At 39.2% G+C, this 26,439-nt stretch carries 25 protein-coding genes and 1 riboswitch; of the genes, 21 read left to right on the plus strand and 4 right to left on the minus strand.

Annotation, left to right across the window (positions count from 1 at the left end):
* Positions 1-79: 79 nt before the first annotated feature.
* The 7 genes from KI363_RS02800 (at position 80) to KI363_RS02830 (ending at position 9,635) form a co-directional block, all read left to right on the plus strand.
* Positions 80-1,039, plus strand: coding sequence for an ABC transporter permease (locus KI363_RS02800; RefSeq protein WP_212965436.1), 960 nt, complete (start codon positions 80-82; stop codon positions 1,037-1,039).
* Between the two features lie 15 nt (positions 1,040-1,054).
* Positions 1,055-1,939: a carbohydrate ABC transporter permease gene (locus KI363_RS02805; RefSeq protein ID WP_158322002.1), complete on the plus strand. Its 885-nt coding sequence runs from the start codon at positions 1,055-1,057 to the stop codon at positions 1,937-1,939.
* 35 nt (positions 1,940-1,974) lie between these two features.
* Complete coding sequence (locus KI363_RS02810; protein ID WP_158322003.1) at positions 1,975-3,588, plus strand: extracellular solute-binding protein; 1,614 nt, start codon at positions 1,975-1,977, stop codon at positions 3,586-3,588.
* A 98-nt stretch (positions 3,589-3,686) separates the two neighbouring features.
* On the plus strand, positions 3,687-5,312 hold the full coding sequence (locus tag KI363_RS02815) for an extracellular solute-binding protein (RefSeq protein ID WP_158322004.1): 1,626 nt from the start codon (positions 3,687-3,689) through the stop codon (positions 5,310-5,312).
* A gap of 199 nt (positions 5,313-5,511) precedes the next feature.
* Entirely contained in the window at positions 5,512-6,288 is a 777-nt protein-coding gene (locus tag KI363_RS02820; protein ID WP_212965437.1) for an endonuclease/exonuclease/phosphatase family protein, read from the plus strand.
* A 37-nt stretch (positions 6,289-6,325) separates the two neighbouring features.
* Entirely contained in the window at positions 6,326-7,108 is a 783-nt protein-coding gene (locus KI363_RS02825; protein ID WP_158322006.1) for an HAD family hydrolase, read from the plus strand.
* A gap of 28 nt (positions 7,109-7,136) precedes the next feature.
* Positions 7,137-9,635: a phosphodiester glycosidase family protein gene (locus KI363_RS02830; RefSeq protein ID WP_158322007.1), complete on the plus strand. Its 2,499-nt coding sequence runs from the start codon at positions 7,137-7,139 to the stop codon at positions 9,633-9,635.
* A 155-nt stretch (positions 9,636-9,790) separates the two neighbouring features.
* Here KI363_RS02830 and KI363_RS02835 read toward each other — a convergent pair whose 3' ends face one another.
* Both KI363_RS02835 and KI363_RS02840 read right to left on the minus strand, forming a co-directional pair.
* A complete protein-coding gene (locus tag KI363_RS02835) occupies positions 9,791-10,402 on the minus strand; it encodes a phosphatase PAP2 family protein (RefSeq protein WP_212965438.1) in 612 nt (203 codons plus the stop codon).
* A 15-nt stretch (positions 10,403-10,417) separates the two neighbouring features.
* Positions 10,418-11,428, minus strand: a complete 1,011-nt coding sequence (locus KI363_RS02840; RefSeq protein ID WP_158322009.1) for an LLM class flavin-dependent oxidoreductase — start codon at positions 11,426-11,428, stop codon at positions 10,418-10,420.
* A gap of 204 nt (positions 11,429-11,632) precedes the next feature.
* Between KI363_RS02840 and KI363_RS22200 the strand changes: the two genes are divergently transcribed.
* Both KI363_RS22200 and KI363_RS02845 read left to right on the plus strand, forming a co-directional pair.
* Positions 11,633-11,764 carry a hypothetical protein gene (locus KI363_RS22200; protein WP_281414050.1) on the plus strand — a complete coding sequence of 44 codons (132 nt, stop codon included), beginning with the start codon at positions 11,633-11,635 and terminating at the stop codon, positions 11,762-11,764.
* The gene (locus KI363_RS02845) at positions 11,764-12,093 is read left to right on the plus strand and encodes a type II toxin-antitoxin system PemK/MazF family toxin (RefSeq protein WP_158322052.1); all 330 of its coding nucleotides are present in this window, start codon (positions 11,764-11,766) and stop codon (positions 12,091-12,093) included. The genes KI363_RS22200 and KI363_RS02845 overlap by 1 nt, the downstream gene beginning before the upstream one ends.
* Positions 12,094-12,217: 124 nt before the next feature.
* Here KI363_RS02845 and KI363_RS02850 read toward each other — a convergent pair whose 3' ends face one another.
* Positions 12,218-13,195: a LacI family DNA-binding transcriptional regulator gene (locus tag KI363_RS02850; protein WP_212965439.1), complete on the minus strand. Its 978-nt coding sequence runs from the start codon at positions 13,193-13,195 to the stop codon at positions 12,218-12,220.
* Between the two features lie 192 nt (positions 13,196-13,387).
* On the opposite strand from KI363_RS02850, the gene KI363_RS21935 reads away from it, so the two are divergent.
* From KI363_RS21935 to KI363_RS02900, 11 genes are all read left to right on the plus strand, one after another.
* The gene (locus tag KI363_RS21935; RefSeq protein WP_246516726.1) at positions 13,388-13,552 is read left to right on the plus strand and encodes a hypothetical protein; all 165 of its coding nucleotides are present in this window, start codon (positions 13,388-13,390) and stop codon (positions 13,550-13,552) included.
* On the plus strand, positions 13,549-14,049 hold the full coding sequence (locus KI363_RS02855) for a carboxylesterase family protein (RefSeq protein WP_246516731.1): 501 nt from the start codon (positions 13,549-13,551) through the stop codon (positions 14,047-14,049). Before KI363_RS21935 ends, KI363_RS02855 begins: the two co-directional genes overlap by 4 nt.
* Before the next feature lie 38 nt (positions 14,050-14,087).
* Positions 14,088-15,110 (plus strand): Gfo/Idh/MocA family protein, encoded by a 1,023-nt coding sequence (locus tag KI363_RS02860; protein WP_158322012.1) that lies wholly within the window; start codon positions 14,088-14,090, stop codon positions 15,108-15,110.
* A 67-nt stretch (positions 15,111-15,177) separates the two neighbouring features.
* Positions 15,178-16,146 carry a sugar phosphate isomerase/epimerase family protein gene (locus tag KI363_RS02865; protein ID WP_158322013.1) on the plus strand — a complete coding sequence of 323 codons (969 nt, stop codon included), beginning with the start codon at positions 15,178-15,180 and terminating at the stop codon, positions 16,144-16,146.
* Between the two features lie 190 nt (positions 16,147-16,336).
* Positions 16,337-17,452, plus strand: a complete 1,116-nt coding sequence (locus KI363_RS02870; RefSeq protein ID WP_212965440.1) for an NAD(P)/FAD-dependent oxidoreductase — start codon at positions 16,337-16,339, stop codon at positions 17,450-17,452.
* Positions 17,453-17,625: 173 nt separating this feature from the next.
* Entirely contained in the window at positions 17,626-18,480 is an 855-nt protein-coding gene (locus tag KI363_RS02875) for a glycerophosphodiester phosphodiesterase (protein ID WP_158322015.1), read from the plus strand.
* A gap of 194 nt (positions 18,481-18,674) precedes the next feature.
* Positions 18,675-18,783: riboswitch (TPP riboswitch) on the plus strand.
* Positions 18,784-18,884: 101 nt separating this feature from the next.
* Positions 18,885-19,487: a thiamine phosphate synthase gene (locus KI363_RS02880; protein WP_212965441.1), complete on the plus strand. Its 603-nt coding sequence runs from the start codon at positions 18,885-18,887 to the stop codon at positions 19,485-19,487.
* 27 nt (positions 19,488-19,514) lie between these two features.
* The gene (gene thiS / locus KI363_RS02885; protein WP_212965442.1) at positions 19,515-19,715 is read left to right on the plus strand and encodes a sulfur carrier protein ThiS; all 201 of its coding nucleotides are present in this window, start codon (positions 19,515-19,517) and stop codon (positions 19,713-19,715) included.
* Positions 19,716-19,717: 2 nt separating this feature from the next.
* Positions 19,718-20,491 carry a thiazole synthase gene (locus KI363_RS02890; protein ID WP_212965443.1) on the plus strand — a complete coding sequence of 258 codons (774 nt, stop codon included), beginning with the start codon at positions 19,718-19,720 and terminating at the stop codon, positions 20,489-20,491.
* Positions 20,488-21,501, plus strand: coding sequence for a ThiF family adenylyltransferase (locus tag KI363_RS02895; RefSeq protein WP_212965444.1), 1,014 nt, complete (start codon positions 20,488-20,490; stop codon positions 21,499-21,501). Before KI363_RS02890 ends, KI363_RS02895 begins: the two co-directional genes overlap by 4 nt.
* Before the next feature lie 1,102 nt (positions 21,502-22,603).
* Positions 22,604-22,804 carry a hypothetical protein gene (locus KI363_RS02900; RefSeq protein ID WP_212965445.1) on the plus strand — a complete coding sequence of 67 codons (201 nt, stop codon included), beginning with the start codon at positions 22,604-22,606 and terminating at the stop codon, positions 22,802-22,804.
* Positions 22,805-23,011: 207 nt separating this feature from the next.
* Here KI363_RS02900 and KI363_RS02905 read toward each other — a convergent pair whose 3' ends face one another.
* Positions 23,012-23,899: a hypothetical protein gene (locus KI363_RS02905; RefSeq protein WP_212965446.1), complete on the minus strand. Its 888-nt coding sequence runs from the start codon at positions 23,897-23,899 to the stop codon at positions 23,012-23,014.
* An 853-nt stretch (positions 23,900-24,752) separates the two neighbouring features.
* Between KI363_RS02905 and katA the strand changes: the two genes are divergently transcribed.
* On the plus strand, positions 24,753-26,219 hold the full coding sequence (katA, locus tag KI363_RS02910) for a catalase KatA (RefSeq protein ID WP_158322020.1): 1,467 nt from the start codon (positions 24,753-24,755) through the stop codon (positions 26,217-26,219).
* Positions 26,220-26,439: the final 220 nt, after the last annotated feature.

Genomic DNA, 26,439 nt, shown 5'->3' on the forward strand with positions numbered 1-26,439 from the left:
AATTGATTTATTAAAATAGAATTGAAACAAGGCAAAGGGTTTATGTATAAATCGAAACTGGAATAAGGGGTGATTGACAATGAAAAGTACTTATGCCGAGAAAGGACAAAACACTACAATTAAGATAAAAAAGAAATTTAATGTACGGAGACGAATTTTGAATAATTGGGATATCTATTTGCTTCTCGTACCGGTTTTGGCCTATTTTATTATTTTTAAATATATTCCTATGTATGGTGTTCAAATTGGGTTTAAAGATTTTATTGCAACGAAGGGGATTACAGGCAGTGAATGGGTAGGCATGAAACATTTTACACGTTTTTTTAATAGCTATTATTTTTGGCGTTTAATCAAAAATACATTGGGGATCGGAATTTACGAATTAGCAGTCGCTTTCCCTATCCCCATCATTCTAGCCTTAATGATTAATGAAGTTCGCTTAAATCGCTTTAAAAAACTTGTACAAAATGTGACCTATGCCCCTCACTTTTTATCAACCGTTGTCATTGTGGGAATGTTGTTCCTATTTCTAAACCCGCAATATGGAATGGTGAATAATTTATTATCTGCCTTTGGCATAAAGCCTATATCTTTTATGACAGAACCGGGATGGTTTAAAACAATCTATGTATTATCTCATGTGTGGCAGCAAATGGGCTGGAGCTCGATCATTTATTTAGCAGCATTGGCGGGGGTACCTCCAGAATTACATGAAGCTGCAAGAATGGATGGTGCTAGTCGGCTTCAACGAATTAGGCACGTTAATATCCCGGCGATTGTTCCGGTCATTATCATTCTCCTTATTCTAAATGTCGGAAATATTATCAGCGTAGGCTTTGAGAAGGTGTTCCTCATGCAAAATGCATTGAATATGGAAGCTTCTGATGTGATTGCGACCCATGTTTATAAAACAGGGATTATGGGTGCGCAATATAGCTATTCGACCGCAGTTGGATTATTTAATTCAGTGATCAGCTTTATTTTACTTGTCGTAGTGAATCAAATATCGCGTAAAGTCAGTGAGACAAGTCTGTGGTAAGGGGGAAATGAGAGAATGGAAAAACAAACGATCGGTGACCGTGCCTTTGGAATAGTAAACTTTTTATTACTTTGTCTTATTCTAGTAATTGTCATTTATCCATTAATATTTGTCCTTAGTGCCTCCATTAGTAATCCAGAATTATTGCTGAAAGGGGAGATTCGCTTATTACCAAAGGAAATTACTTTTGATGGTTATGCCAAAGTGTTCAAAAACAAGGATGTGATGCGTGGATATTTAAATACCTTTATTTATACAGGTGTGGGGACAGTTATTAATTTAATGATGACAACCGCTGGAGCGTATGCGTTGTCAAGAAAAAACCTTTATGGGCGCAATGTCATTACCGCCTTGCTTATTTTTACGATGTTTTTTAGTGGCGGGATGATTCCTACTTATTTAGTTATAAAAGAACTTCATATGTTAAATACGATTTGGGCAATGGTCATTCCTGGGGCGATCTCGGTTTATAACCTGATCATCATGAGAACCTTCTTTCAAACAAGTATTCCCAATGAAATTGAAGAGGCTGCTCATATTGATGGTTGTTCGAATTTACAGACGCTATTTAGAATTGTCTTGCCGCTTTCGACCCCGATTATCGCCGTAATGACTTTGTTTTATGCTGTGAGTCATTGGAATTCATTTTTTGATGGTTTGATCTATTTAACAGATCGTAGCAAATTCCCATTGCAATTGATTTTACGGGAAATTCTGATTCAAGAGGATGTAGCAGATATGGATGCGACAATGGTGGAGTCGGTCGTTCAACAGGCTATGTCTGTAGAAGGAATGAAATATGCTCTTGTCGTAGTAGCCAATATTCCCGTCTTGATTATGTACCCATTTGTCCAAAAGTACTTCGTTAAAGGGGTTATGATTGGCTCTCTTAAGGGCTAATCACCTTTATATAAAAATTTTAGGAGGGGCTCGTCTTGAAGCTTAAAAAGTTTTCCACATTCGTAGTCACGTTATTGCTGGTCTTTTCCTCGTTGTCTGCATGTAGTAGTGATTCTACTGGAAAAGAAGAGGAAAAAGAGAAAGATGATGAAGCAAAAGCGAATTTTAATGAAGAGGGATTTCCGATTGTGAACGATCAAATTAAGCTGACATTTGTTGCTCCCTCATCTGATTCCCCCGATTGGAATGATATCTTGATTTACAACACATATAAAGAAATGACCAATGTGGATATTGACTGGCAAATGATTTCACAAGAGGGCTTGAAGGAGAAAACCAATTTAATGCTTGCCGGTGGAGACTATCCAGATGCTTTCCATAGTGTAGGCTTGTCGACACAGGATTTAATTACGTATGGAGGGCAGGGGGTTCTGATTCCTCTTAATGATTTAATTGACAAATATGCCCCTAATTTCAAGAAAATATTAGAAGAAAATCCGGATATTAAACGCGGAATCACGATGCCAGATGGAAATATCTACTCATTTCCTCGCATATATGAACCGGATTTTGACGCGGTATTGGCGAACTGGAAACTGTGGATAAATGGAGACTTTTTAAAAGCATTAGACATGGATGAGCCTACGACTCTAGATGAGTTCTATGACTATCTTAAAGCAGCGGTGAATAATGACCCAAATGGTAATGGAAAAGCCGACGAGATTGGGATAAGTGCAAGTGGCGATGGCCATCTTATCAATATATTTAAAGGTTCTTTTGGGTTAGGAAATAGAGGAATAGACCATAAATATGTCGATATGGACCCAGAAACAAATGAGTTAAGATTTATTCCGATTCAGGATGAATATAAAGAAATGCTTCAGTATCTAAATAAGTTATATTCGGAAGGGTTGATTATTGAAGATTTATATACGGTGAAATCAGAGGAAACCCATGCACGTGGGGCAGATGGATTGTTTGCGGCAACCGTCACAACAAACCCTCAGACTGGATATGGCCGTGATGAATATATTGGTGCGGTTACGTTGGAAGGACCCCATGGTGATAAGATCCATTCAAATTATGGTTCGCCACTTAACAATGTCGGCGGATTTGTGATTACGGATAAAAATCAATACCCCGAAGAAACGATACGCTGGATCGATTATTTCTATAGTGATGAGGGAAGTAAACTCTTTTTTATGGGTGTTGAAGGAGAGACCTATATTGAAAATGAGGACGGAACAGTTGAATATACGGATCTGATTGAGAACAACCCTGATGGCCTTACTCGAACAGAAGCAATATCTAAGTATTTGACTTGGAGGGCAGGTCCCTATCCAGCATTCGTAAAGAGAGATTATTTTGGAGTAAAGACTTCTAACGAGGCAGCTGAAAAGTTTAAAGAAAATCGGCCAGAAGAAGTCTGGCCACCATTCAACTATACGAATGAAGAGAGTGAAATCATGTCTTCTGTTGGAACAGATATTGAAGATTATATTACGGAATCTCAAGCAAAGTTTATAACGGGCAAAACTTCATTTGATGAATGGGATAAGTACGTAGAGACAGTGAAAAAGGTTGGCTTGGATCAGTATATGGACATTTACCAAGATGCCTATAATCGCTATTTAGAACAAACTAAGTAATCATCTTTATCAAAAATAGTTGCTAAAGGGGTTATGATCAGACTTCTCAAGACTGATCACCTTTATATAAATAAAAATCATGTAGGAGGGGTTTTATCTTGAAGCTTAAAAGGTATTCTGTCTTTGCGGCTGTATTATTGCTAATCTTCTCCATATTATCAGCTTGTAGTAGTGATTCAGCAGGAAAAGATGGAGAAAAAGAGAAAGATGATGAAGCAAAAGCGAACTTTAATGAAGAGGGATTCCCGATTGTAAATGAGAAAATTAAGCTCACCTTTGTTGCGCCATCAGACGCAGCTCCGGACTGGAATGATATCCTTGTGTATAACAAATATGAAGAAATGACAAACGTGGATATTGAATGGCAAATGATTTCAAAAGAGGGTTTAGAAGAAAAAACAAACTTAATGCTAGCGGGTGGGGACTATCCTGATGCTTTTCATAGTGTTGGTTTGTCTACACAGGATTTAATCACTTACGGAGGACAGGGTGTTCTGATTCCGTTAAATGATTTAATTGACAAGTATGCCCCTAATTTAAAGAAAATCTTGGACGAAAATCCGGATATTAAACGCGGGATTACGATGCCAGACGGCAACATTTACTCGTTTCCACGAATATTTGACCCAGAGTTTACTTCCGTTATGGCAGGTTGGAAACTGTGGATTAATGGGGACTTCTTAAAAGCATTGGATATGGAAGAGCCAAAGACTTTAGACGATTTCTATGAATATTTGAAAGCAGCGGTGAATAACGATCCAAATGGCAATGGAAAGGCCGATGAGATTGGTTTAAGTGCTAGTGGTGACAGCAATATTATTAATCACTTTAAAGGATCATTTGGATTAGGAAATAGGGGAACAGGACACCCCTATGTCGATGTGGATCCAGAGACAGATGAATTAAGGTTTATTCCGATTCAGGACGGTTATAAGGAAATGCTCCAATATCTAAATAAGTTATATTCAGAAGGGCTGATTATTGAAGATTTATACACAGTAAAATCCGAACAAACGAATGCGCGTGGAACAGATGGTTTATTTGCAGCAACGTTGACGACGAGTCCGGAATCAGGATATGGCCGCGATGAATATATCGGTGCTTACACTCTAGAGGGCCCGCATGGGGATAAGTTATATTCAAACTATCGTGCGCCGCTCGTTCATGCTGGTGCATTTGCGATCACAGATAAAAATCAGTATCCAGAAGAAACAGTGCGTTGGCTAGATTATTTTTATGGTGATGAAGGCAGTAAGCTCTATTTCATGGGTGTTGAAGGGGAAACCTATGTTGAAAATGAGGATGGCTCTGTAGAATATACAGATCTTATTAATGATAACCCAGATGGCCTTTCTTATACAGAAGCGATCTCCAAGTATATGACCTGGCGTGGCGTTTCATATCCAGGGATCGTAAAAGAAGCGTATTTTAAAGGGTCCGAAGGTTTGGAATCCTCGAAAGCGGCAGCGGAGAAATTTGTCAATGACCGACCAGAGGAAATCTGGCCACCATTTAACTTCACAAATGAAGAAAGTGAAATCATGTCTTCCGTTGGTACGGATATTGAAGATTATATCACAGAATCCCAAGCTAAATTCATTACTGGAAAAACATCGTTTGATGAATGGGATAAGTATGTCAAAACCGTGAAAAAAATCGGTTTGGATCAGTATATGGAAATTTATCAAGATGCCTATGGACGCTATCTAGAACAGGCCGAGTAATGATTTGAGCTTGAAAAAATGAATGGGATGGGAGACAACTTCCATCCCTGATTATGTTAGTTAAAGAGGCGACTCATTGTATTTAAGTGGCAATACCCAATGTTTGAATACTGAAATGGTATGAATTCTTCATGGCTATGCGAAATAGGATCATTTAGATTTACAAAATCATTAAACCTAATAGGGGATGAAACTGCCTATGAAAGTCGTACAATACAATATTTTGGATGGTTGTCGAACGGATGAACGTTATGCTTTGCTATTCGATTGGTTGAAACAGCAAGATTACGATATTGCAGGCTTCAATGAAATGAATGATTGGACAAAGGCGGAATTCCAAAGGGAAATGGAGAAGTTGGGAATGTCCTATACGTTTCTTTATCAAATGAAAACGAGTCCCTATTTCATTGGTATTGCTTCTAAGTTTCCAATTGAAAAAATTCATAAGACAGATGAGGCTCCTTTTCATCATGGGCTTTTACATGTCAAAATTCAACAAATTCACTTTCTCGTCACACATCTGTCCCCATTTGAATCCACAATCAGAGAGAAGGAAACAGCCGAAATTGCCGATTATATTCAGTCCATCTACGAGCCCCTTATGTTAATGGGGGATTTAAATACATTATCACCCCTTGATCAGGATTACTATATAAACAATCGTAGCAAAGAAAAGATGATTCAGCGAAAATTTTCAAACCGACAACATATTCTAAATGGAGAGATTAATTATCAACCGATGCAGACTTTACTGGATGCGGGACTACATGACATAGGGGTTGGTGAATCCTTAGACTATTCGTTGCCAACGAAAATCAAAGGTGAGCTAAATGACCCCGTTTATGTCAGGATTGACTATATGCTGGTCAATCAGGCTATGTTGCAGCTAAATCCGAAATCAACGATTATTCATGGTGAGAAGGTGGATGTTATTTCTGATCATTACCCTGTGCAGGGGCAATTCGATCATAAGTAGTAAGGTAAATAGGTAAAGTTTGAAGGAGTGGCAAAAGATGAAAAAATACATCACGTTCGATCTGGATGAAACACTGATGCAAAATCCATTTAGTAAGTGGGTTTTTCCTGAGATTGAAAGTTTAGTAGCCTCCCATTTAACACTGGAAGATGGTATATTTCCAGAAATTAGAAAAGAGCACAAAAAACGATTAAAAGAGAAAAGGGATGCAGCTGCTTATGACTGGGATGATATTTTAGAACAGATTCTGGCTGATCAGAAGATTCCACTGAAAATCAATATTGCGGAATTAGTGCAAAAGCACGCAGAGGATCCTAAGGTATATTTGCTAGAGAATAATGCCTTAACTGTATTAGCCGAATTAAAAGAAAAAGGCTACTCACTGGGAGTGGTGACAAATGGCTATTATAAATATCAATATCCTGTTATGGAAGCCATTCAATTGGCCGAGCAAATTGATAGAGTCATTACACCTTGTAAAGTGGGCTGCTCAAAACCGGCAATGAGCATGGCGGATCCTTTATTAAAAGATGGAGAATTAATTGCCCATGTAGGAGACCGATTAGATCATGATGTGTTTTTTGCTAACCAATTAGGGGCATTATCGATTTTAATCGATCATCAAATGCCTGAAGAATTACGAAACATCCCCCCTGAAAAAAGGGCACAACAGAAAGACTACTTAATGAAAATTTTCCAAAGAAAGATTTACCATGATCTTACTCCTAAAGAAGACTATGTTCCGAAGATTATGATCTATTCCATCCAAGAATTGCTTGAAATCAAGTTGGAAAGGCCGAAACTAGCGGCCAGGCAGTAATGCCGAAAATTCTGAAAAGGGTGGTCCCATGCGAATAAAAAAATCATCTATATTCTTTACGTGCATTCTACTCCTGTCTATCATGGTTGGAAATAATGTCATAACCGCACAAACAAAGGAAGATTATGAAGTTATAATTAAGGAAGAATATCAGGTTTCGCCTGGCGTGTATCACGAAAATATAAACTTGAGGGAAGGAGATTCCACCAATTCTTTTCATATGATGGAAGTCGATCCGCGGAATTCCTACGTACAAGTTACTCCTTATTCATCTAAGGGCGAAGTGTACGGGCTGGAAACAGTGGGAAATACAATTGATGAAATGATGGAGCAAGGTGAACAAGTGGTTGGAGGAGTGAATGGCGATTTCTTTAGCTCTGTAGGTGTCCCATCAGGTCTGCAAATAGTGGATGGAGAGATTTATACTTCCTCCAGAAATATTAAGGCACTTATGGTTACTTTTCCCGATAACTCCATAAAATTGGAGCATTCAGTGGAGATGACAGCAGAATTCAAGAATCATAATGGAGATACATTAGAGTTAGATATGGTCAACCGTTCTCGCGTTGCGACCCATAATGATCGTGCTTTCTTATTTAATGATCGATTTGGTGAATCCGTCAAAACGCCAGATGGTGGGATAGAAGTTGTTATAGATGTAGGGCAAGGGAAAGATCATTTTATTGCCGGGCAAACGATGCAAGGAAAAGTGTTATCGATGAAAGAAGCAGCGGATACAAAATTAGAGGAAGGAAAAATCGTATTATCGGCAGTAGGAACAAAGGCAGATTGGCTTATGAATCATTTGTCCATTGGAGAAAAGATTAGTATAGACCTTAATTTTACAAAAAATATTAATCAAGCTAAACATGTTTTATCAGGTAATTCTACTCTAGGGACGGTACTTTTAAAAGATGGGGAGATTTGGGAAGAATTGCTTGAAGATCATAAAAATAATACAGATAAGCATCCACGTACGATGCTCGCCACAAAAAACGGGAAACTATATATATTTGCAGTAGATGGGAGACAAGAGGGGCATTCAGATGGGATGACTTTGCCAGGGGCGGCTGCCTATTTGCAATCGTTAGGGATGGAAGATGCGATCAATATTGATGGTGGAGGTTCGACGACGTATTATGTGCGACAGCCCGGGGAATCAAAACCAACGTTGCAAAATCGCCCTTCTGATGGACACGAAAGACCAGTTGGTAGTTCTTTATTAGTGATTTCCAAGGCACCGCAACAATCAAAGCTGGCTGGTATTCGTTTATATCCGTCTTCTGATCTCAAAATCGTTCCAGGAAGCAAGATAAGAATACAAGCAAAGGGGTATGATGAATTTATCAACCCAGTGGCAATAGAGCCAAAATCATTGAATTGGAAGGTTGAGGGCCAAATTGGAGAAATCGCCCGTTCCGGTTTGTTTGTGGCAGGAAAAGCGAAGAAACAAGGACAGGTGATCGTTGAGAAAGGTTCTGTTTCTACAAATAAAACCGTCATGGTTACAGATGAAGTCGCGTCATTGGAAATTGCACCAACTTCTTTTGTCATAGAACCCGGGAAAACCCAGGAATTTTCCGCAAAGGCTTATGATGAATCGGGCCAAAGATTGATGATTTCTCCAGATGTACTTGAATGGTCTGTGGAAGGTGATATTGGAAAGATCACGAAGGAAGGTATTTTTCATGCTGGAAGCAAGGAGACAAGTGGAAAGGTAGTGGCTAAGTACCAAAATTTGCGTGTGGAGACTACTGTTGAGGTAGGGCCTTCCCCAGTCATAGAGGATTTTGAAGATGAGTCCCATATTCGCTCTAATGAAGTACGGACAGTGCCGGGTTCTGTTAAAATGACACTTGTTTCCGATCCTGAACATGTATTATATGGAGAGCGAGCGGCTCAATTAACCTATGACTTTACAGGAACAGAAGGAACATCCGCAGCTTATATACATTTTCTAGATGATGAAGGCAATCTTGGCCAGGAAATAAAGGGAGAACCGACACGATTTGGCGTCTGGGTGTATGGGGATCAACAATATCATCACCTTCGACTAGGTATTACGGATGGCAATGGCCAAAATGCCTTGTGGAACATGACGACCATTGGTGGCGTGAATTGGGAAGGTTGGAAATATGTTTATGCGACAGTACCAGAAGATACCGTCTTCCCATTAAAAGTGCGCTATTTCGCCTTAGAGGAAAAGAATCAGCATAATAAAACAGCTGGGATGATTTATTACGATCAATTTGAGGCTATTTATTCTGATCCAGAGCAAAGGCCCAATATCGAGTTAATATTGGAGGATATGATTCAGGCCGGTAATATTCAACATCCTCTAGCGAAACAATTAACGAATCAATTAAAGCAAGCCAATCATCATTTGAATAATGGCTCACACAAGCAAGCGCAAAAGTTTATCGATGACTTTTTAGAATGTGTAAATGATCCTAAAAATAAGAAGATGATTACAAAAGAAGCAAGATTAGATTTAAATCAGAAGACAGTGGAAGCCTTCAACTTCTAAGCATAGGCGACTAAAAACTTGATCTAGATTGTAATGAGCAAAAACAGCCGGTACGAGACCAGCGGATTCTAGAAAAGTGTCTAACAGCTAATAGAACACCCACAACGCCTAATAGAACATTTAAAAAGGCTAGCCGACTCGCTATACGCGGTCTGCTAGCCTTTTTTTCGCATGCCAGTGAAAAAATGGAGAAAGGATACGAGTAATAAATACCCCACTGCCAATCCCGCAAGTACATCTGTAGGATAATGAACCCCGAGGTAAAGTCTGCTAATCACAATAAGTAAAATGGTAACTCCGGTCACTAAAAACCAGATGATTCGCCACGTTTTATTGATTTTCAACATAGTTAATAGTAAGTAACAAAGAAAGCCAAGTACGACAATGGCATTCATCGAATGGCCACTGGGAAAACTATACTCGCCTATTTCGATTAATGGATGCAGGGAAGGGCGGTCTCGTTTGATCCATTCCTTCAAAATAAAATTGAGGCCTCGCGAACTCCAGAATAAAACCCACAAATAGCCGATTTCAATATAATATTTTTTGAAAGCTAAGTAAATGGAAGCCCCGATACACACTGGAAAAAGAACCTTGATCGAGCCCAATGCAGTTATAATCGTAAAAAATTGATTGAGAAAGGGTGTACGAATATCTTCGAAAAATAACAGGATCTTTACATCAAAATCGGTCAGAAATGGGGTAGGATAAGCAAATACTAGCCCGACGAAAATGAAAAGACATAAAAACACGAAAGTCCATTTCAACATCCAATCCCCCTATTAAACCATCATCCCAGCGACTATTTCATACGAATGTAGTCGATCTTTTTGATCGAAAATTTGTGAGTTAATAATGACTTCATCCGCTTTTGTCTCTTCGATAAAAGCCTCTAGTTTTCTTCGGATGGTTTCCGGGCTGCCGACAATCGTTGAACGAGAATCAAGGTTTTTTTCGATATGTGCTTTTTCAATCGGTGACCAAATTTCCTCCATATTCTCAATCGGTGGCTTCAATGGTGTTGGCTCATTTCTAGCCAAGCTTAAAAATTGCTGTTGTTGAGATGTTGATAGCCATTGCGCTTTTTCATCCGTGTCAGCCGCAATAATATTCACCCCCAACATTGCATAAGGTTTACCCAAAGTCTCTGAAGGTTGAAAGTTTTCTCGGTAGATTTGTAAAGCCGGCAAAGTATAGTCTGGAGAAAAATGACTCGCAAAGGAAAAAGGTAATCCTTTTTGAGCGGCAAGGCGCGCACTAAAACCACTTGAACCCAGCAACCAAATAGGAATATTTAATCCTTCTCCAGGGATCGCCCGCACTCGAGCAGCCGAGCTTCCTGCAAAGTATGCCTCCAATTCTTCTACTTGCAAGGGAAATTCCTCCGCCCCTCTTTGTAGTGTTCTTCTTAAAGCATAGGCTGTAGCCTGATCACTTCCAGGAGCACGTCCAAGCCCTAAATCAATCCGTCCGGGGTATAAGGATTCCAAAGTGCCAAATTGCTCCGCAATCACCAAAGTCGCATGGTTTGGTAGCATAATTCCCCCAGCGCCAACACGAATTCTCTTGGTTGCACCAGCGATATGTCCAATTAAAACGGATGTAGCGGAACTGGCAATGCCAGGCATATTATGATGTTCAGCTAACCAATAACGATTGAAGCCTAGCTTTTCTGTAAGCTGAGCTAATTGAACACTATTTTTAAAAGATTGCGTTGCATTACTTCCTTCCGTGATAGGGGCAAGGTCTAAAACAGATAAAGGAATACCTTGGAAATATTTTATATGGCTCATGTTTACCCTCCTCAAAATGAATTAAATAAAGAATAAGGTGTAAGGAAACTTTCGTCCAATGATTGCACTCATCGTCAAAAGTAAGGCGATTGCGCAAATATCTTTACACAATCTTTACATTCCTTCGTATTTGCTTTTTCAAGGTTCTTCACTAAGATGAAGAATGAACAATGTCGATTAAACTACATAAATAGGGGAGAAGAAATGGATCTGCAAACAGTGCTTTTTACATTTTTCGGGGGGCTAGGGATCTTCCTTTATGGAATAAAATCCATGGGAGAAAATAGACACGAAGAAATTAATTGGGGAAAACCAGAAGGGAATGAAATTTGGTAATGGAGACACCGGATAGAGGAGATTTAGTTTATGTAAATTTCGATCCACAGGCAGGACATGAACAAAGGGGACGTAGACCAGCAATTGTAATGTCCCCAAAAGAATTTAATAAAGTAACAAAATTTGCTTCATTATGTCCGATAACGAATACCTCAAGGGGTTGGGGGTTTGAAGTTTCATTGCCCGATGACAGCGTATTTACTGGGGTGATATTGACCGACCAGTTTAGAAATCTCGATTGGTCAGCTTCAGATATCCAGATAAAAGGCCAAGCACCAGAGGATATTGTTCAAGAGTGTATAGAGAAAATACATACCTTTTTATCTTAAGGTTTCAATAACAATATTGATAACGATATCGAAAATACAAAAAGTGATCATCAGTAACTTGAATTGTTCTAATTATAATTAAAAATTCCACTAGTGGTAATACCATAATTATTTTCCTTTTGCCTCATAGTCCGGTTCCCGCTTTCTTAACAGACTCTCGCTCTAACAAACAAACAGGTATTGTTTGTGGACTTGTCTCTTTTCCGTTCAGTAATTGGACCAAATTGTCTGCTGCCACAGATCCCCACTCTTCTTTAGAATAGTTAATCGTTGTAAGAGGCGGTTGGAGATATTGAGAGACCTCTGTATTATCAAAACCAATAATGTGTATGTCTTGACCAATTTTAAAGGATGAGTTTCGGAATCCCTGATATAGGCCAATCGCCATAGTATCATTGAAAGAAAAAATAGCCGTTGGAATAGGCGAATCTTTAATAATATCTTTCACAATCTTTTTGCCGAATGATTGATCAAAATTTCCCGAGTAGATTGTATAGTGAATAGAAGGATGTGTTTGTAAAATGCTTACGGCGGCTTGAAGTCTTTGCTGTGAGTCAAAATTTCCATCTGGCCCTGTGAGTAAGATAAGATTTTGATGTTTTTTCTCAATTAAGTAGTTTATCGCTAATTCGGTTCCGGTTTGATTATCAAGTAGGACATGCTCAATGTTGGGATGATGGAGTTCCCGATCCATTACAACCATTTTACTGCCAAGATCCGCATATCGGAGAATTTCCTCGTCTGGGAAATTCCAATCTAATATGACCGCCCCATCGATAATTCCTTCAGGTAGAAAACGATGAGATTCCTTTCCTGTACAGGCAATGAGATCGTAACCTTGTTGATTCAATGTTTTTCTCATCCCCCGTAAAAGATCACCGAAAAAAGGACCCCCGTAATCGGGCATAAAGGCCCCAATGATTTTTGAGGCCCGGTTTTTTAGTGTACGGGCAGCTGCATTAGGAACATAATTTAATTCTTTTGCAATCGCTAGTATTTTTTTACTTGTTTTTTCTGTCACCTTTGGACTGCCATTTAGTGCATAGGAGACAGTTGAAATAGATACGCCTGCTTTTTTGGCAATATCTTTGATACTAACCATGGTGTTCTCCCCCGTTTCAAATATTCCTACTCATACTGTATAATTTGTTCGAATTTTTTACAAGGTGATTTTTCGAAACGTTTCTATTCCGAAATTTAAATATGTGTGGTAAAATGATCATGAAAGAGAACTTTACTGAAAAACATCTCTGTTAATGATAGGGCTTTCCCTAATTGGAGGTGAAGACACGGATTGTTAAGCGAGCATTTATTTCAAAAAGAGATAACGGTGACAAAAGAGGTGGAATTGGCCTATCTACTTTCCCTCCCAACTGATTATAACGATAACGAAAAGGAATTTCCGCTTCTGTTATTTTTACATGGAATGGGGGAAGAGGCAATGATTTGGAATTGGTGAAACGTCATTGCCCACTTAAGTTGGCTGAAAAGCAATCGTTCCCATTTATTCTTCTTGCCCCACAATGTCCATTAGAGCTAAGTTATTCGACATGGACCTTGTATTTGGATGATTTGATGGCCTTAATCGATCATATTTCTACTGTTTACCGGGTTGATGCACAAAAAATCTATGTCACTGGTTTGAGCATGGGCGGATATGGTACATGGGAATTAGCCAAAAAATATCCTGATCGATTTGCTGCTGCCGCGCCGATATGTGGGGGCGGGTCTATCAAAGGGATTGAACGTTTGAAGGATGTTCCAGTTTGGGCTTTTCATGGGGAAAAAGATGATGTTGTCCCATTAGATGAAGGGGAAAAGATGGTACAAGCTCTTCAAGATGTTGGAGGAAATGTCAAACTAACCGTTTATCCAGATGCGGCACATGATTCTTGGACAGACACTTATCGTAATCCAGATTTATATACCTGGCTTTTACAACAGGAGAAAAAATGAATTTACATCAGGTACATACTTAGAAAAGGGGAATGGATATGAGCAAATTAAAAGTTGGAGTAGTTGGTTGTGGAAGTATTGCGAAATTCCGCCACCTTCCAGAATATGCGATGAATGATCAAGTTGAGATTGTGGCAGTCTGTGACATTGTAGAAGAAAGAGCCAATAAAATGGCAAAGGAATATGGTGGTCAAGCTTTCACAAGTTATGAAGAGATGCTTCGTGATGCAGAATTAGATATTGTGTCTGTTTGTACGCCTAATTATTTGCATGCCCCTATCAGCATTGCAGCATTAGAAGCCGGAAAACATGTCTTATGTGAAAAACCAATGGCTACATCTGAGAAAGAAGCATTGGATATGATTCAAGCAGCAGAAAAGAATGGCAAAAAGTTGATGATTGCCCATAACCAACGTTTTGTTGCTTCCCATGAAAAGGCGAGAGAACTCATTGCGGATGGAACCGTTGGAAAAATTCATAGCTTCCGTACAGCTTTCGGCCATCCTGGCCCAGAAGCATGGAGCATTGATGGGAAAGATAGTTGGTTCTTTAGAAAAGAAGAGGCATTTATTGGGGCAATGGGAGATCTCGGCGTCCATAAAACAGACCTTATGCGTTATTTATTAGGGGAAGAGTTTGTAGAAGTAGGTTCTTTCGTGGAATCAGGTGCCAAAGAAGATAGTACAGTAGATGATAATGCTGTTTGTATTTTGAAATCAGAGACGGGGATTATTGGAACACTTGCGGCAAGCTGGGCCTATGGGAAAGAAGATAATGCAACGATTATCTATGGAGAAAAGGCGGTATTACGTTTGGAAGATGATCCAGATCACTCCTTGATTGTTCATCATGTTGGTGGTGAGACAGAGAATTTTGATCTTGGAAAAATCCAATCGAATGAAGATGGTGGCCAGTCCAGTACACAGGTGATTGACCATTTCGTTGACAGTATTGTGAAGGATACAGAACCGCCAATTAATGGGGAAGAAGGCATGAAATCATTAAAAGTTGTCTTGGCCGCATTAGAGTCTAGCGAAACAAAGAAAATTGTGCAAATCTAGAAATAAACGTTAAAATGAAACTGTGTTTAATCAATTAATAATATGGAAGGGATAGGTGACTGTAGCTATGAAACTAGGAGTATTTACAGTACTGTTTGCAGAGAAATCTTTTGAGGAAATGCTTGATCATGTGAAAGCGTCCGGTCTAGATGCAGTAGAAATTGGGACAGGTGGTTCTCCAGGAAATGCACACTGTGACATGGATGCCTTACTTGAAAGTGAGGAAAAACGGAAAGATTACTTGCATCAAGTGGAATCACGGGGCTTAACGATCAGTGCGTTCAGCTGTCATAATAACCCAATTCATCCTAATAAAGAAGTTGCAAAAGAAGCAGATGAAACTTTGAGAAAAACTATTAAACTGGCATCATTAATGAATGTACCTGTTGTGAATACTTTCTCAGGAACAGCTGGCGACCATGAAGGTGCAAAACAACCGAATTGGCCTACAGTTGCATGGCCACCAGAATATTTGGATGTCTATAACTGGCAGTGGGAAGAAAAGCTTATCCCATATTGGAAGGAAATTGGCAAATATGCAGAAGAACATAACGTAAAAATCGGCATTGAGCTTCATGGCGGTTTCCTAGTCCATTCTCCATATACTTTATTGAAATTGAGAGAAAATACTTCTGATGCAATTGGGGCGAACCTCGATCCAAGTCATATGTGGTGGCAAGGCATTGACCCAGTAGCTGCTATCAAAATTCTTGGTGAGAAAAATGCCATCCATCACTTCCATGCAAAAGATACTTACATTGATCCAGATAATCTAAACATGCATGGTTATTTAGATATGCAACCCTATGACAAAATGCAAACAAGAGCATGGACATTCCGTTCTGTTGGCTGTGGTCATGATGTGAAAGAATGGTCTGATATGATGAGTGCCCTTCGTTTATATGGTTATGACTATGTTGTTTCGATTGAACATGAAGATCCACTTATGTCTATTGAAGAGGGATTCCAACGCGCAGTTAGCAACCTGCAATCCGTCTTAATTAAAGAACAGCCAGCCGAGATGTGGTGGGCGTAAATTAATAGAGGATTGCCCAAAAGGTATATTTAAATGTAGAAGGGATATTCGAAAGGCAAAAGAAGATTGCCTCGCGGATATCTCTTTCTTTTCTGTTAGGAATTTGACCGTCCAGGTCAAAAAATAGATAGCCGCCCCTCTTGATATCTCATCTCCATAACCTTTAAAATTGGGGCAGGAGGATATTCTTATGAAAAAATATATCGTCGTTGGCGCCGGGATTCTTGGTGCTTCTACAGCGTATCATTTAGCCAAATCAGGGGCTGATGTGACGGTCATTGATCGAAAAGACGAAGGACAAGCGACACAGGCAGCAGCTGGAATTGTTTGCCCATGGTTATCTCAGCGTCGCAATCAAGCATGGTATCAGCTTGCTAAGTCTGGAGCGACTTATTATCCACAATTGATTACAGAACTTGAAAACGAAGGGGAGACCGACACTGGTTATGCTCAAGTTGGCGCCCTAAGTATACATACGGATCCATACAAATTACAAGCAATGCAGATGAGAGCGATCGAGCGACGAAAAGATGCACCAGAGATTGGCGATGTGCAGCTCTTAACAGCAGAAGAAGCGAAAAAAATGTTCCCGCCACTTGCGGATGGATATGGGGCCGTGTATGTAAGTGGAGCAGCTCGCGTTGATGGTGGATCCATTCGCGATGCGTTATTACGAGCGGCAGAGAGAAATGGTGCGACGATTGTACGAGGAAATGCCCGTTTACAAGTGAGTGGAAAGAAAATCGTCAGTGTTCGTGTAGATGAAATGGAATTCCTTTGTCATGCTGTTTTGGTGACAAACGGGGCATGGGCGAAGGGATTATTGGAACCGCTGGATATTCAAATGAATGTTGATTTTCAAAAGGGCCAAATTATTCATATGCAAGTAAAAAATGAGAGCACAAAAGATTGGCCTGTTATTATGCCCCCAGGGGTTCATTATCTGGTGCCATTTTCTGATGGAAGAATCGCCGTAGGTGTTACACACGAAAATCATACAGGTTTTGATGTAACTCCGACTGTTTCAGGTATGCATGAAATTTTTGAAAAAGCTTTAGAAGTAGCACCAGGTTTATCACAAAGTTACTTCCTTGATGTGAAAGTGGGGTTTCGGCCTTTTACACCTGGATTCTTACCTATCATCGGGGCGCTTCCCGATTATGAAGGGATTTATCTCGCAAACGGACTTGGCTCAAGCGGTTTAACCGTTGGCCCCTATCTCGGTGCTCAGCTAGCAAAACTGGCACAGAATGAAAAGTTGGATATCTCATTAGAACATTATTCTGTGTTAAATGCATTCAACTAAGCGAACCTTGGGCTGATTCCCTTGGTCGCTTCATTTGCAAAAAGATACGGAGTTTCGTAGAAAAAAATAGGCTTATTTTAAAGGGAATTTATTGAAAGAGTGGAGCATTTTGGCGAAAAATATGATACAATAATATTAGAAAGCGTTTACAAATAAAGGGTAGGGGGAGTTTCATGAGAATCACACCAAGAGCACTTAAAGCATACATGCTTGCAATCATTGGAATTGCGAGTCTCACTCTCCTAATCGGTTTTACAGAAAAGCCAAATACCAGTTTTGAATTGCAAGGGACGATAAGTGTTGCCCATCGTGGCGCCTCAGGTTATGCTCCTGAGAATACGATGGCTGCTTTTCAGAAGGCCGTTGATCATGGAATGGATTATATTGAGCTGGATATTCATTTATCAAAAGATAATCAACTTGTTATTATTCATGATGATAAAGTGAACCGAACAACCAATGGGTCAGGATATGTTCGAAATTTTACATTAGAAGAATTAAAGGAATTAGATGCGGGAAGCAAATTTAATGCTTCTTTTAAAGGGGAAAAAATCATTACGCTAGAGGAGCTATTGGACACTATGCTCCACCAAATTGGGATTATTATTGAAATTAAGGAGCCAGAAGCCAATGCAGGGATTGAGGAAATCCTTGCCGAACTTATTGAGCAATATAATAATACAAATAATGTAATCATCCAATCTATGAATTTTGAATCGATGAAGAAAATGCACGAGTTACTCCCGAAAATTCCAGTGGCCGTACTTGTTTCAAGAGCTGAGCATCCACTTTCAAGTCAACAATTAGATGACATTGCCGATTATGCAACCTATGTGAATTATAACATTCACTACTTACGACCAAGAGATGTGGAAGAAATTCATAAAAGAGATAAAAAGGTAATGGCTTGGACCATTCGCGATCCAAGAAAAATGCAGAAGGCCCTTAACCTGGGAGTAGATGGAATCATAACCGATTATACGAAATGGATTGTCGATGCCAATCCGGCAGGAGTGGAAATGAATTAGAAGCAATATTATATTTATTTATCTAAAATAAACGGTGACATCTGGAAGAAAGACTGGTAATCGAACAAACGTTTGAATAAATCAATTCTTGAGGGGGATAGAAAATAAGTATCATATTAATGGCTCTATATTGAACCCCTTACATTTAGTTATTCTTTATGCTAGTATATTGGTGAGTATCATAATTTCATATAAAAAATCACTAGGGGAATCCTTGAAAAGGACTGAGAGAAGAGTGGAACTCTGATACCCTTATAACCTGAACAGGTTGGTGCCTGCGTAGGGAAGTGTGGAATAGCGAACAACCCGTCATGGATCAGCCTTTTGCTGAGTAAGCGGGGCTTTTCATCTACCACTTTCCCTACTGTTGGAAAGTGGTTTTTGTATTGTTAAGGAGGGTTGTATTGAAGAGATTGGTTGTCACGAATGACTGCTTGGATGTTAATACCTTAGCTCAACATATGATTGAAATGGATCCGTATGTTGATTTCTTTATCATTAGAGAGCGATCGAAAACAGTTCGAGAACAAATCCGCTTGCTTGAACATGTCATCGCAGCTGGAGTACAAAGAGAGAAGTTAGTGGTCAATGATCGGGTAGATGTTGCGGTTGTGATGGATATTCCCAAGGTGCAGTTACCGGGTCATGGTTTAGATGTTCAAGAAGTAAAAAATAATTTTCCACATCTTCAAATTGGAAAATCGATTCATTCTGAACAAGAGGCTTTCGAGGCAAGCCATTCTGCAGCTGATTGGCTGCTGTATGGTCATGTGTTCCCAACAAACTGCAAGCCAGGAGTTCCAGCCCGAGGAGTTCAAACGCTTAAGGCGATCACTGATCAAGTACCAATCGATGTATATGCGATTGGCGGAATCAAGCCTGAACATCTGCAAACTTTAGCCAAACTAGGTATTAAAGGATTTGCGGTCATGTCGACAATATTTGAAGCACACGAGCCTGCAAGAATGGCAGAACAATATTATCATGCCTGTCAAGCGCTAAATTAATAGTTGATGAAAGGAAATGAATCTTGGATGGAGATTATTTTAAATGGACAATCTTATCAACTGCCAAAAAACATCCAGAGTGTCCAACAACTTCTAGAACATTTGACACTGTCTGAAAGGGTTGTAATTGTGGAAGTCAATCGGGAAATTGTTCCCAAAGAGGAATATCAACGTGCGATTCATGAGCGGGATGAAATAGAAATGATCCATTTTGTAGGAGGAGGATGAAGATGAGTTCACTAAAAATAGGAGAAAAAAGTTTTACATCCAGACTTTTATTAGGTACAGGAAAATATCCATCATTTGCAATACAAAAAGAGGCTGTTAAAGTTTCTGAGGCGGAAATCTTAACTTTCGCATTAAGAAGAATGAATGTGTTTGAACCGTCCCAACCTAATTTTTTAGAAATGCTGGACTTGTCCCAATACACTCTTCTCCCAAACACGGCAGGTGCGAAAACAGCAGAAGAAGCGGTGAGAACGGCTAAATTAGCGAAGGCTTCTGGCTTATGCGATATGGTAAAGGTTGAAATCATTGGCTGTGAAAAATCACTTTTACCCGATCCAGTCGAAACATTAAGGGCATCGGAAATGCTTCTTGAAGAAGGGTTTACCGTTTTAACCTATACTTCGGATGATGTCGTTCTTGCTAAAAGAATAGAGGAGCTAGGAGTTCATGCTATTATGCCGGGAGCATCCCCGATTGGTTCGGGAAAAGGCATTTTGAATCCGTTGAATTTGCAACTAATTATAGAGCAAGCTCAAGTACCAGTTATCATTGATGCAGGCATTGGATCACCAAAGGACGCATGCTATGCCATGGAGCTTGGTGCGGATGCAGTTTTACTAAATACAGCCGTATCCGGTGCGAAAGATCCTGTGAAAATGGCGGAAGCGATGAATTTAGCCATTAAGGCGGGCCGTATTGGATATGAAGCCGGCAGAATCGAGGAACGTGATTATGGGATAGCCAGTAGTCCGATGGAGGGATTACTCCCTACATGAATAGTCGCTATGAAAAACAGCAATTATTCCAACCGATTGGAGAGGAAGGACAAAAGAAAATCCAAGATGCTCATGTTTTAATTATTGGAGCTGGGGCACTTGGATCGGCGAATTCCGAAATGCTTGCTCGAGCTGGCGTCGGAAAATTAACCATTGTCGATCGAGATATTTTAGATTGGAGTAATCTTCAGAGGCAGCAACTGTATAAAGAACAGGATGTCCTAGATCAACTACCCAAAGCGGTTGCCGCAAAGAAACGAATAAGTGAGATCAATAGCATGATAGAGGTCGAAACGTTTATTGCGGATGTGACAGCTAAAAATGTAGAGAAGCTAGTAGAGGGAAAAACGTTAGTTGTCGATGCTACCGACAATATTGAGACAAGACTGTTAGTGAATGATGCAACAAGAAAAGCAGATATCCCTTTTTTCATGGGGGCGATTGTGGCGAGTTATGGAATGATTTATCCGATTGGATTTGGGGATCAACCTTGTCTGCACTGTTTACTAGATGCGCTTCCTCCCCATACGCTCACATGTGACACATCAGGGGTCATAAGTCCGATTGTTCAGGTGGTTGCCGCCCATCAAGTTACCAATGTATTTCAATATATTGTGGGAGCAGAAGTAGATTTGAAGCTAAAATCGTTTGACCTCTGGACAGGGGAACATGCAGCAATTAATGTGACGACACTTAAGCGTCCAAATTGTCCAAGCTGTTGTGATCAGGCTACCTATCCTTTCTTATCAGACGATCGTCAAACGAGGGCTGCGGTATTATGCGGTCGTGATACGGTACAATTAACGATTCCGCATATGAGAAAACTAGAATTAAGGCCCCTAGCTACTGCCATTCAGTCAGTTGTTAGCAAACTTATCTATAATGAACATTTAATTGCTTGCCAATATCTTGACCATCGCATGGTACTCTTTAAAGATGGACGCATCTTGGTACATGGTACAAAGGATATTGTAAAGGCTAAAGCTTTAACAGCAAAATTACTCGGTTAAAAACGTCAAAATGCATCTCAAATAAGAGGTGCATTTTTTGTCGGTGCGCCCAGCATGGGCTATAACTTGGTGGTGAAAGTCCACTACAGGCTTGACATTAGGAAATGTTAGCTGACGGCATGGATGTCCATCGCGAGGTGGAATCTGAAGGAAGCCGAAGGCAAAATCCCAAACTGACGAATAGAAAATGTATACAAGGCTGAATTGGAATGGCCGAGTTTGCCGAACAAAACAAAGTCCAATACTGCACGAATTTCATACAGTAAATACAGCAGTTACATGGTGGAAGGTTATAGCTCTTCCCCAGGGAGCTCTTACAAGGGTTACTGAAAAGAGGAGGAATTCCTTAAAGGAACAACGATATCAGTGATGATATTGTGAATTGTAAGAAGTCAGCAGAGGTTATAGTAGTCTACCAAACGAAGGATCGAACAATAGGAATCTTGGAACCAAAGGAGGTATAAGGCATGCGGCAACCACAGACAACATCTAAAGACGGCTGTTTTCCAAAAGATAGGATGGAATCTGAAAATATGAAGGAAACGTGTAGTATGCTTTAGGGCGAACTTGGAAGAAGAGATAGGAGAATGACGGAACTGGTTTGGGAAGCCATTAACCGTGACAACCAAAACAGAGCGTATAAAAAGGTTAAAAAGAATAAGGGCAAGCCTGGGTTTAATGGAACTATTTTTAAATGGTAATATATCACGAAAGACCTTTCGTTGGCGTATATGAGGTCTCGAAGTCCTTAATAGGTTGTACAAAACTGGTAGTTTTGAATGGAAAGTCTTTATAAACAAAAAAGATATATAAATCCATTATCGAGAGGTACTTCCTATTTTTGTTCACACAGGGACACCATTCTATAAAGAGTGTGTTACCAACAGATATTCGCAGTTTCATTGTTGACATGTTTGACTATCGTCAAAAAAGTATGGGTTATGTGGTAACGGTACTTAGAAAACTTCATACTTATTTTAGGGCTGAAGGACTGCTTGAAATACGTTTCTAACCAGTCCTTTTCGTGCCAAAAGCATGTGACAAGAACGATCTCCGTCAGATATTTTGTCATTCCAGAGCAATGTATCTTTACCGCGGTGGAATGCCGCTTGTACTCTTATCGGAATGGTCGGGGGATGCACAGTTGGAAACAATTAAGATTTATTCATATACGGATACACAAATGAAACGGGATGCTATAGAAAAAGCAACAAGTAGCCTAAATCCACTGTCACAGAATCAGAAAGTTACTTTATGGCAGAATGATGATGAATTAATCAAAAGTCTTTATGGTTTATTATAAAAATAATTATTCCGACCTTTTAAGCTATGAGTCATCAAAAACGTATAAAGACCTTTTGGTTTTAATGGCTAACTTATAAAGTCGGAATAATTTAGAAGTCGGGATAAGTGGTGTGAGAGGTCGAGGGTTAATCACCCTCTCCTACTCGATTTTTGTTTGTAGAAAAAAACTCTAAAACAATCTCACTATAATGATTATTTTTTAAACTTATATAGCCCTTAATCCTCCATATACGCTCCCTGCATAAGTCCCACCAACATAAGCTTCAAATGTACCACTTTTCATTGTAACTCCCAGCCATCTGATTCCAAATGTTGCTTCGAAGTATACACGTGAATACACTTCTGGATACTTGTAACTTCCCACTGCAACAGTACGTTTTGCCCCCTCGGCTTTTTTCTCAATAACTAAAGAAGAACCCCACAATTTCCTTTCAATATTTCCATCGTTATTAAGATGTCTTGCGCTTTTTCCATTGTATTCAAAATTACCTGAGGCCCAATATGTAAACATGGTCTTTCCAACTGCATTAACAGCAACTCCATTACTTCTTTCGGTTTTTGTTGTTTTCCAGGCTGCAAGTGTATTATTATCATTTAAATCTAAGGTTGGTACAATACTTTGTTCATGAATCATTACCTCTCCAGTATCTGCAACATAAACAGTAACTTTGCCATCCTCATTCTTAAACTCATAAATATTTCCTTCATCGTTATCCTTAGCATAAGCAACTATGTCCTCAAATTGTAAAACTTCATTTTCTTTCTGCTTATATTCTACTTTCTCGTTTTCTAATGGAAAAATATCATCAATTGTCAAGTCATTTACTATCTCTTCCGGCACGGAGTTTTCATCTAAGTATTCCATAATAACAGTCTGAACATCTTCCAAATCCGGATCTTGAGTCTGCATATTCATTAAAATTTCATTCAAGTTGGTTACATTATTTTCTATATAATTTTTCGCTAATTCGACTTTCTGCTCTTTATTAAGAACGTCTATTTCCGCAGCAGAAGAAGATATAGGCATTGAAACAAAAAACAGCCCAAATACAAAACACAACAATAACAAAGAAGAAGATACATTTTTAAGCAAAATAAAAACCTCCATTTTTTATTTTGAAAATACCTTACTTTAAAAACAGTTATCCCGGAACTACCCCTGGAAACATCCGATTAAATAGTTGAAAAATTGAATATACAACAAAACCAAGACCAAAGAGAATAATTAAAAACCTAAATACCCATGGTAATCTTCGTCTAATTGTTGCAATAAATCCCACTAACAACATTAAACTTCCAACTACAAAACAATAGATTATCTCAGAAATTATCTCCATCACACCCTTTTTATTAATCTATATTTAAGTAAAAGAGAAATAAAAAGGAATAGCAATCGTTACTTTTTCACAAAGTAATTCCTTCTTTCCCAATTCCATAAAGCAATTAAACCGAAAACGCCATCACCTGCTTTCTCCTAATATTATTTCTCCTCCTTCCCTATTTGGTAGATCTCATAATTAAAGACGAAAATAAATTGAAATAGTTTCACCTTTTAAGTTTTTTTCTAAGCTTTTTTATAATTTCTTCGTCTTTCTAACCTGAAATGGACATTAAAAAAACTCTAATTGAATATCTTGTGCTTTGGGTTCATCGTGTTTCCTTTATCTCAGGCTAACAGGATGTTGGTCAGAACGGCGCGATTTTAGCTGTTCAACCTTATTATCCAATTTTTACGTCACTGAACAGGCGCTTGCGCTATTGTTCTGATCCTACAATGAACACAATCACCCTATTCATTTTTCCACCAGGAGATACATATATTCATAATTAGAATGGAAATCGATCTTTATTTAAAATTATTATAATTAGACATTGATTTTTAATTAAAATATGTTATTATGTTTTATATACTATAAATAGCAATTATAAAAAGAAGGCGGGATAATATGAGTAACGAACGTAAGAATTTAACAACTAGTTGGGGTTCCCCCGTTGGAGACAATCAGAATTCCATCACAGCAGGGGCGCGTGGCCCGGTGCTCATACAAGATGTTCATTTGTTAGAAAAACTAGCCCATTTTAATCGGGAAAGAATTCCTGAGCGTGTGGTTCATGCGAAAGGGGCAGGAGCCCACGGCTATTTTCAAGTAACCAATGATGTTTCTCAATACACAAAGGCTGATTTTCTATCGGAAGTGGGAAAAAGAACACCGATGTTCATCCGATTCTCAACTGTGGCTGGGGAATTAGGATCAGCTGATACTGTTCGTGATCCACGTGGTTTCGCTGTTAAATTTTATACAGAAGAAGGAAATTATGATTTAGTTGGGAATAATACGCCTGTTTTCTTCATTCGTGATGCGATTAAATTTCCTGATTTTATTCATACACAAAAAAGAGATCCGCAAACACACTTGAAAAATCCAACAGCGGTTTGGGATTTCTGGTCATTATCGCCAGAATCATTGCATCAAGTGACGATTCTTATGTCTGACCGGGGCATTCCGGCAACTTTCCGTCATATGAACGGCTATGGCAGCCATACTTTTAAATGGGTTAATGCGGAAGGTGAAGCGGTTTGGGTGAAATATCACTTTAAAACAGAACAAGGGATTAAAAACCTAGACGTAAAACTAGCTGAAAAACTAGCAGGTGAAAATCCAGATTATCATACAGAAGATTTATTTAATGCCATTGAAAAAGGCGATTTTCCAAAGTGGAAGCTCTATGTACAAATCATGCCTTTGGAGGATGCTGATACGTATCGGTTTGATCCATTTGATGTGACGAAAGTTTGGTCGCAAAAGGATTATCCATTGATTGAAGTTGGGGAAATGGTTTTAGATCGTAATCCCGAAAATTACTTTGCGGAAGTGGAACAAGCAACCTTCTCACCAGGAACACTTGTCCCAGGAATTGAACCATCACCAGATAAAATGCTACAAGGACGCTTATTTGCTTATCATGATGCCCATCGTTATCGTGTTGGGACCAACCATCAGATGCTGCCAATTAATCGAGCAAAAAATGAAGTGAATAACTACCAACGTGATGGTGCTATGAGGTTTGATACAAATGGTGGAGGTTCCGTTTACTACGAACCTAATAGTTTTTCAGGTCCTGCTGAAACTCCAGAAAATAAACAATCTGGTTTTGCTGTATCAGGCGTAGCGGAAAGTGTTCCTTATGATCACCATGATCATTACACACAAGCTGGCGATCTCTACCGTTTGCTAAGCGAGGAAGAGCGTACAAGATTGGTAGAAAATATCGTAAATGCGATGAAACCAGTAGAAAGAGAAGATATTAAGCTTCGCCAAATTGGTCATTTCTACAAAGCTGACCCTGAATATGGTACACGGATTGCAGAAGGACTTGGTTTGGAAGTTCCAAAAGAAGAAGCACGTTCATAATATAACTCTGGAAAAGAGGGGAATTTTCTGATAAGGGAGATTCCTCTCTAAAAATTAAATCGCCATATCGCTTATTCTTTATCACCGTCTCCACTTTTATGACCCCCTATAAAGACCCCAAGTCTGCCAGTTATAACCCTTTCGTAAATTAAACATGTTTTTAACAGCAACTTCCTTGCATTTTATAGCCGATATATTTCGGATTTTAGCGGAATATATG

It is taken from the genome of Lederbergia ruris, assembly GCF_018332955.1.
Classification (GTDB): Bacteria; Bacillota; Bacilli; order Bacillales; family Bacillaceae_C; genus Lederbergia; species Lederbergia ruris.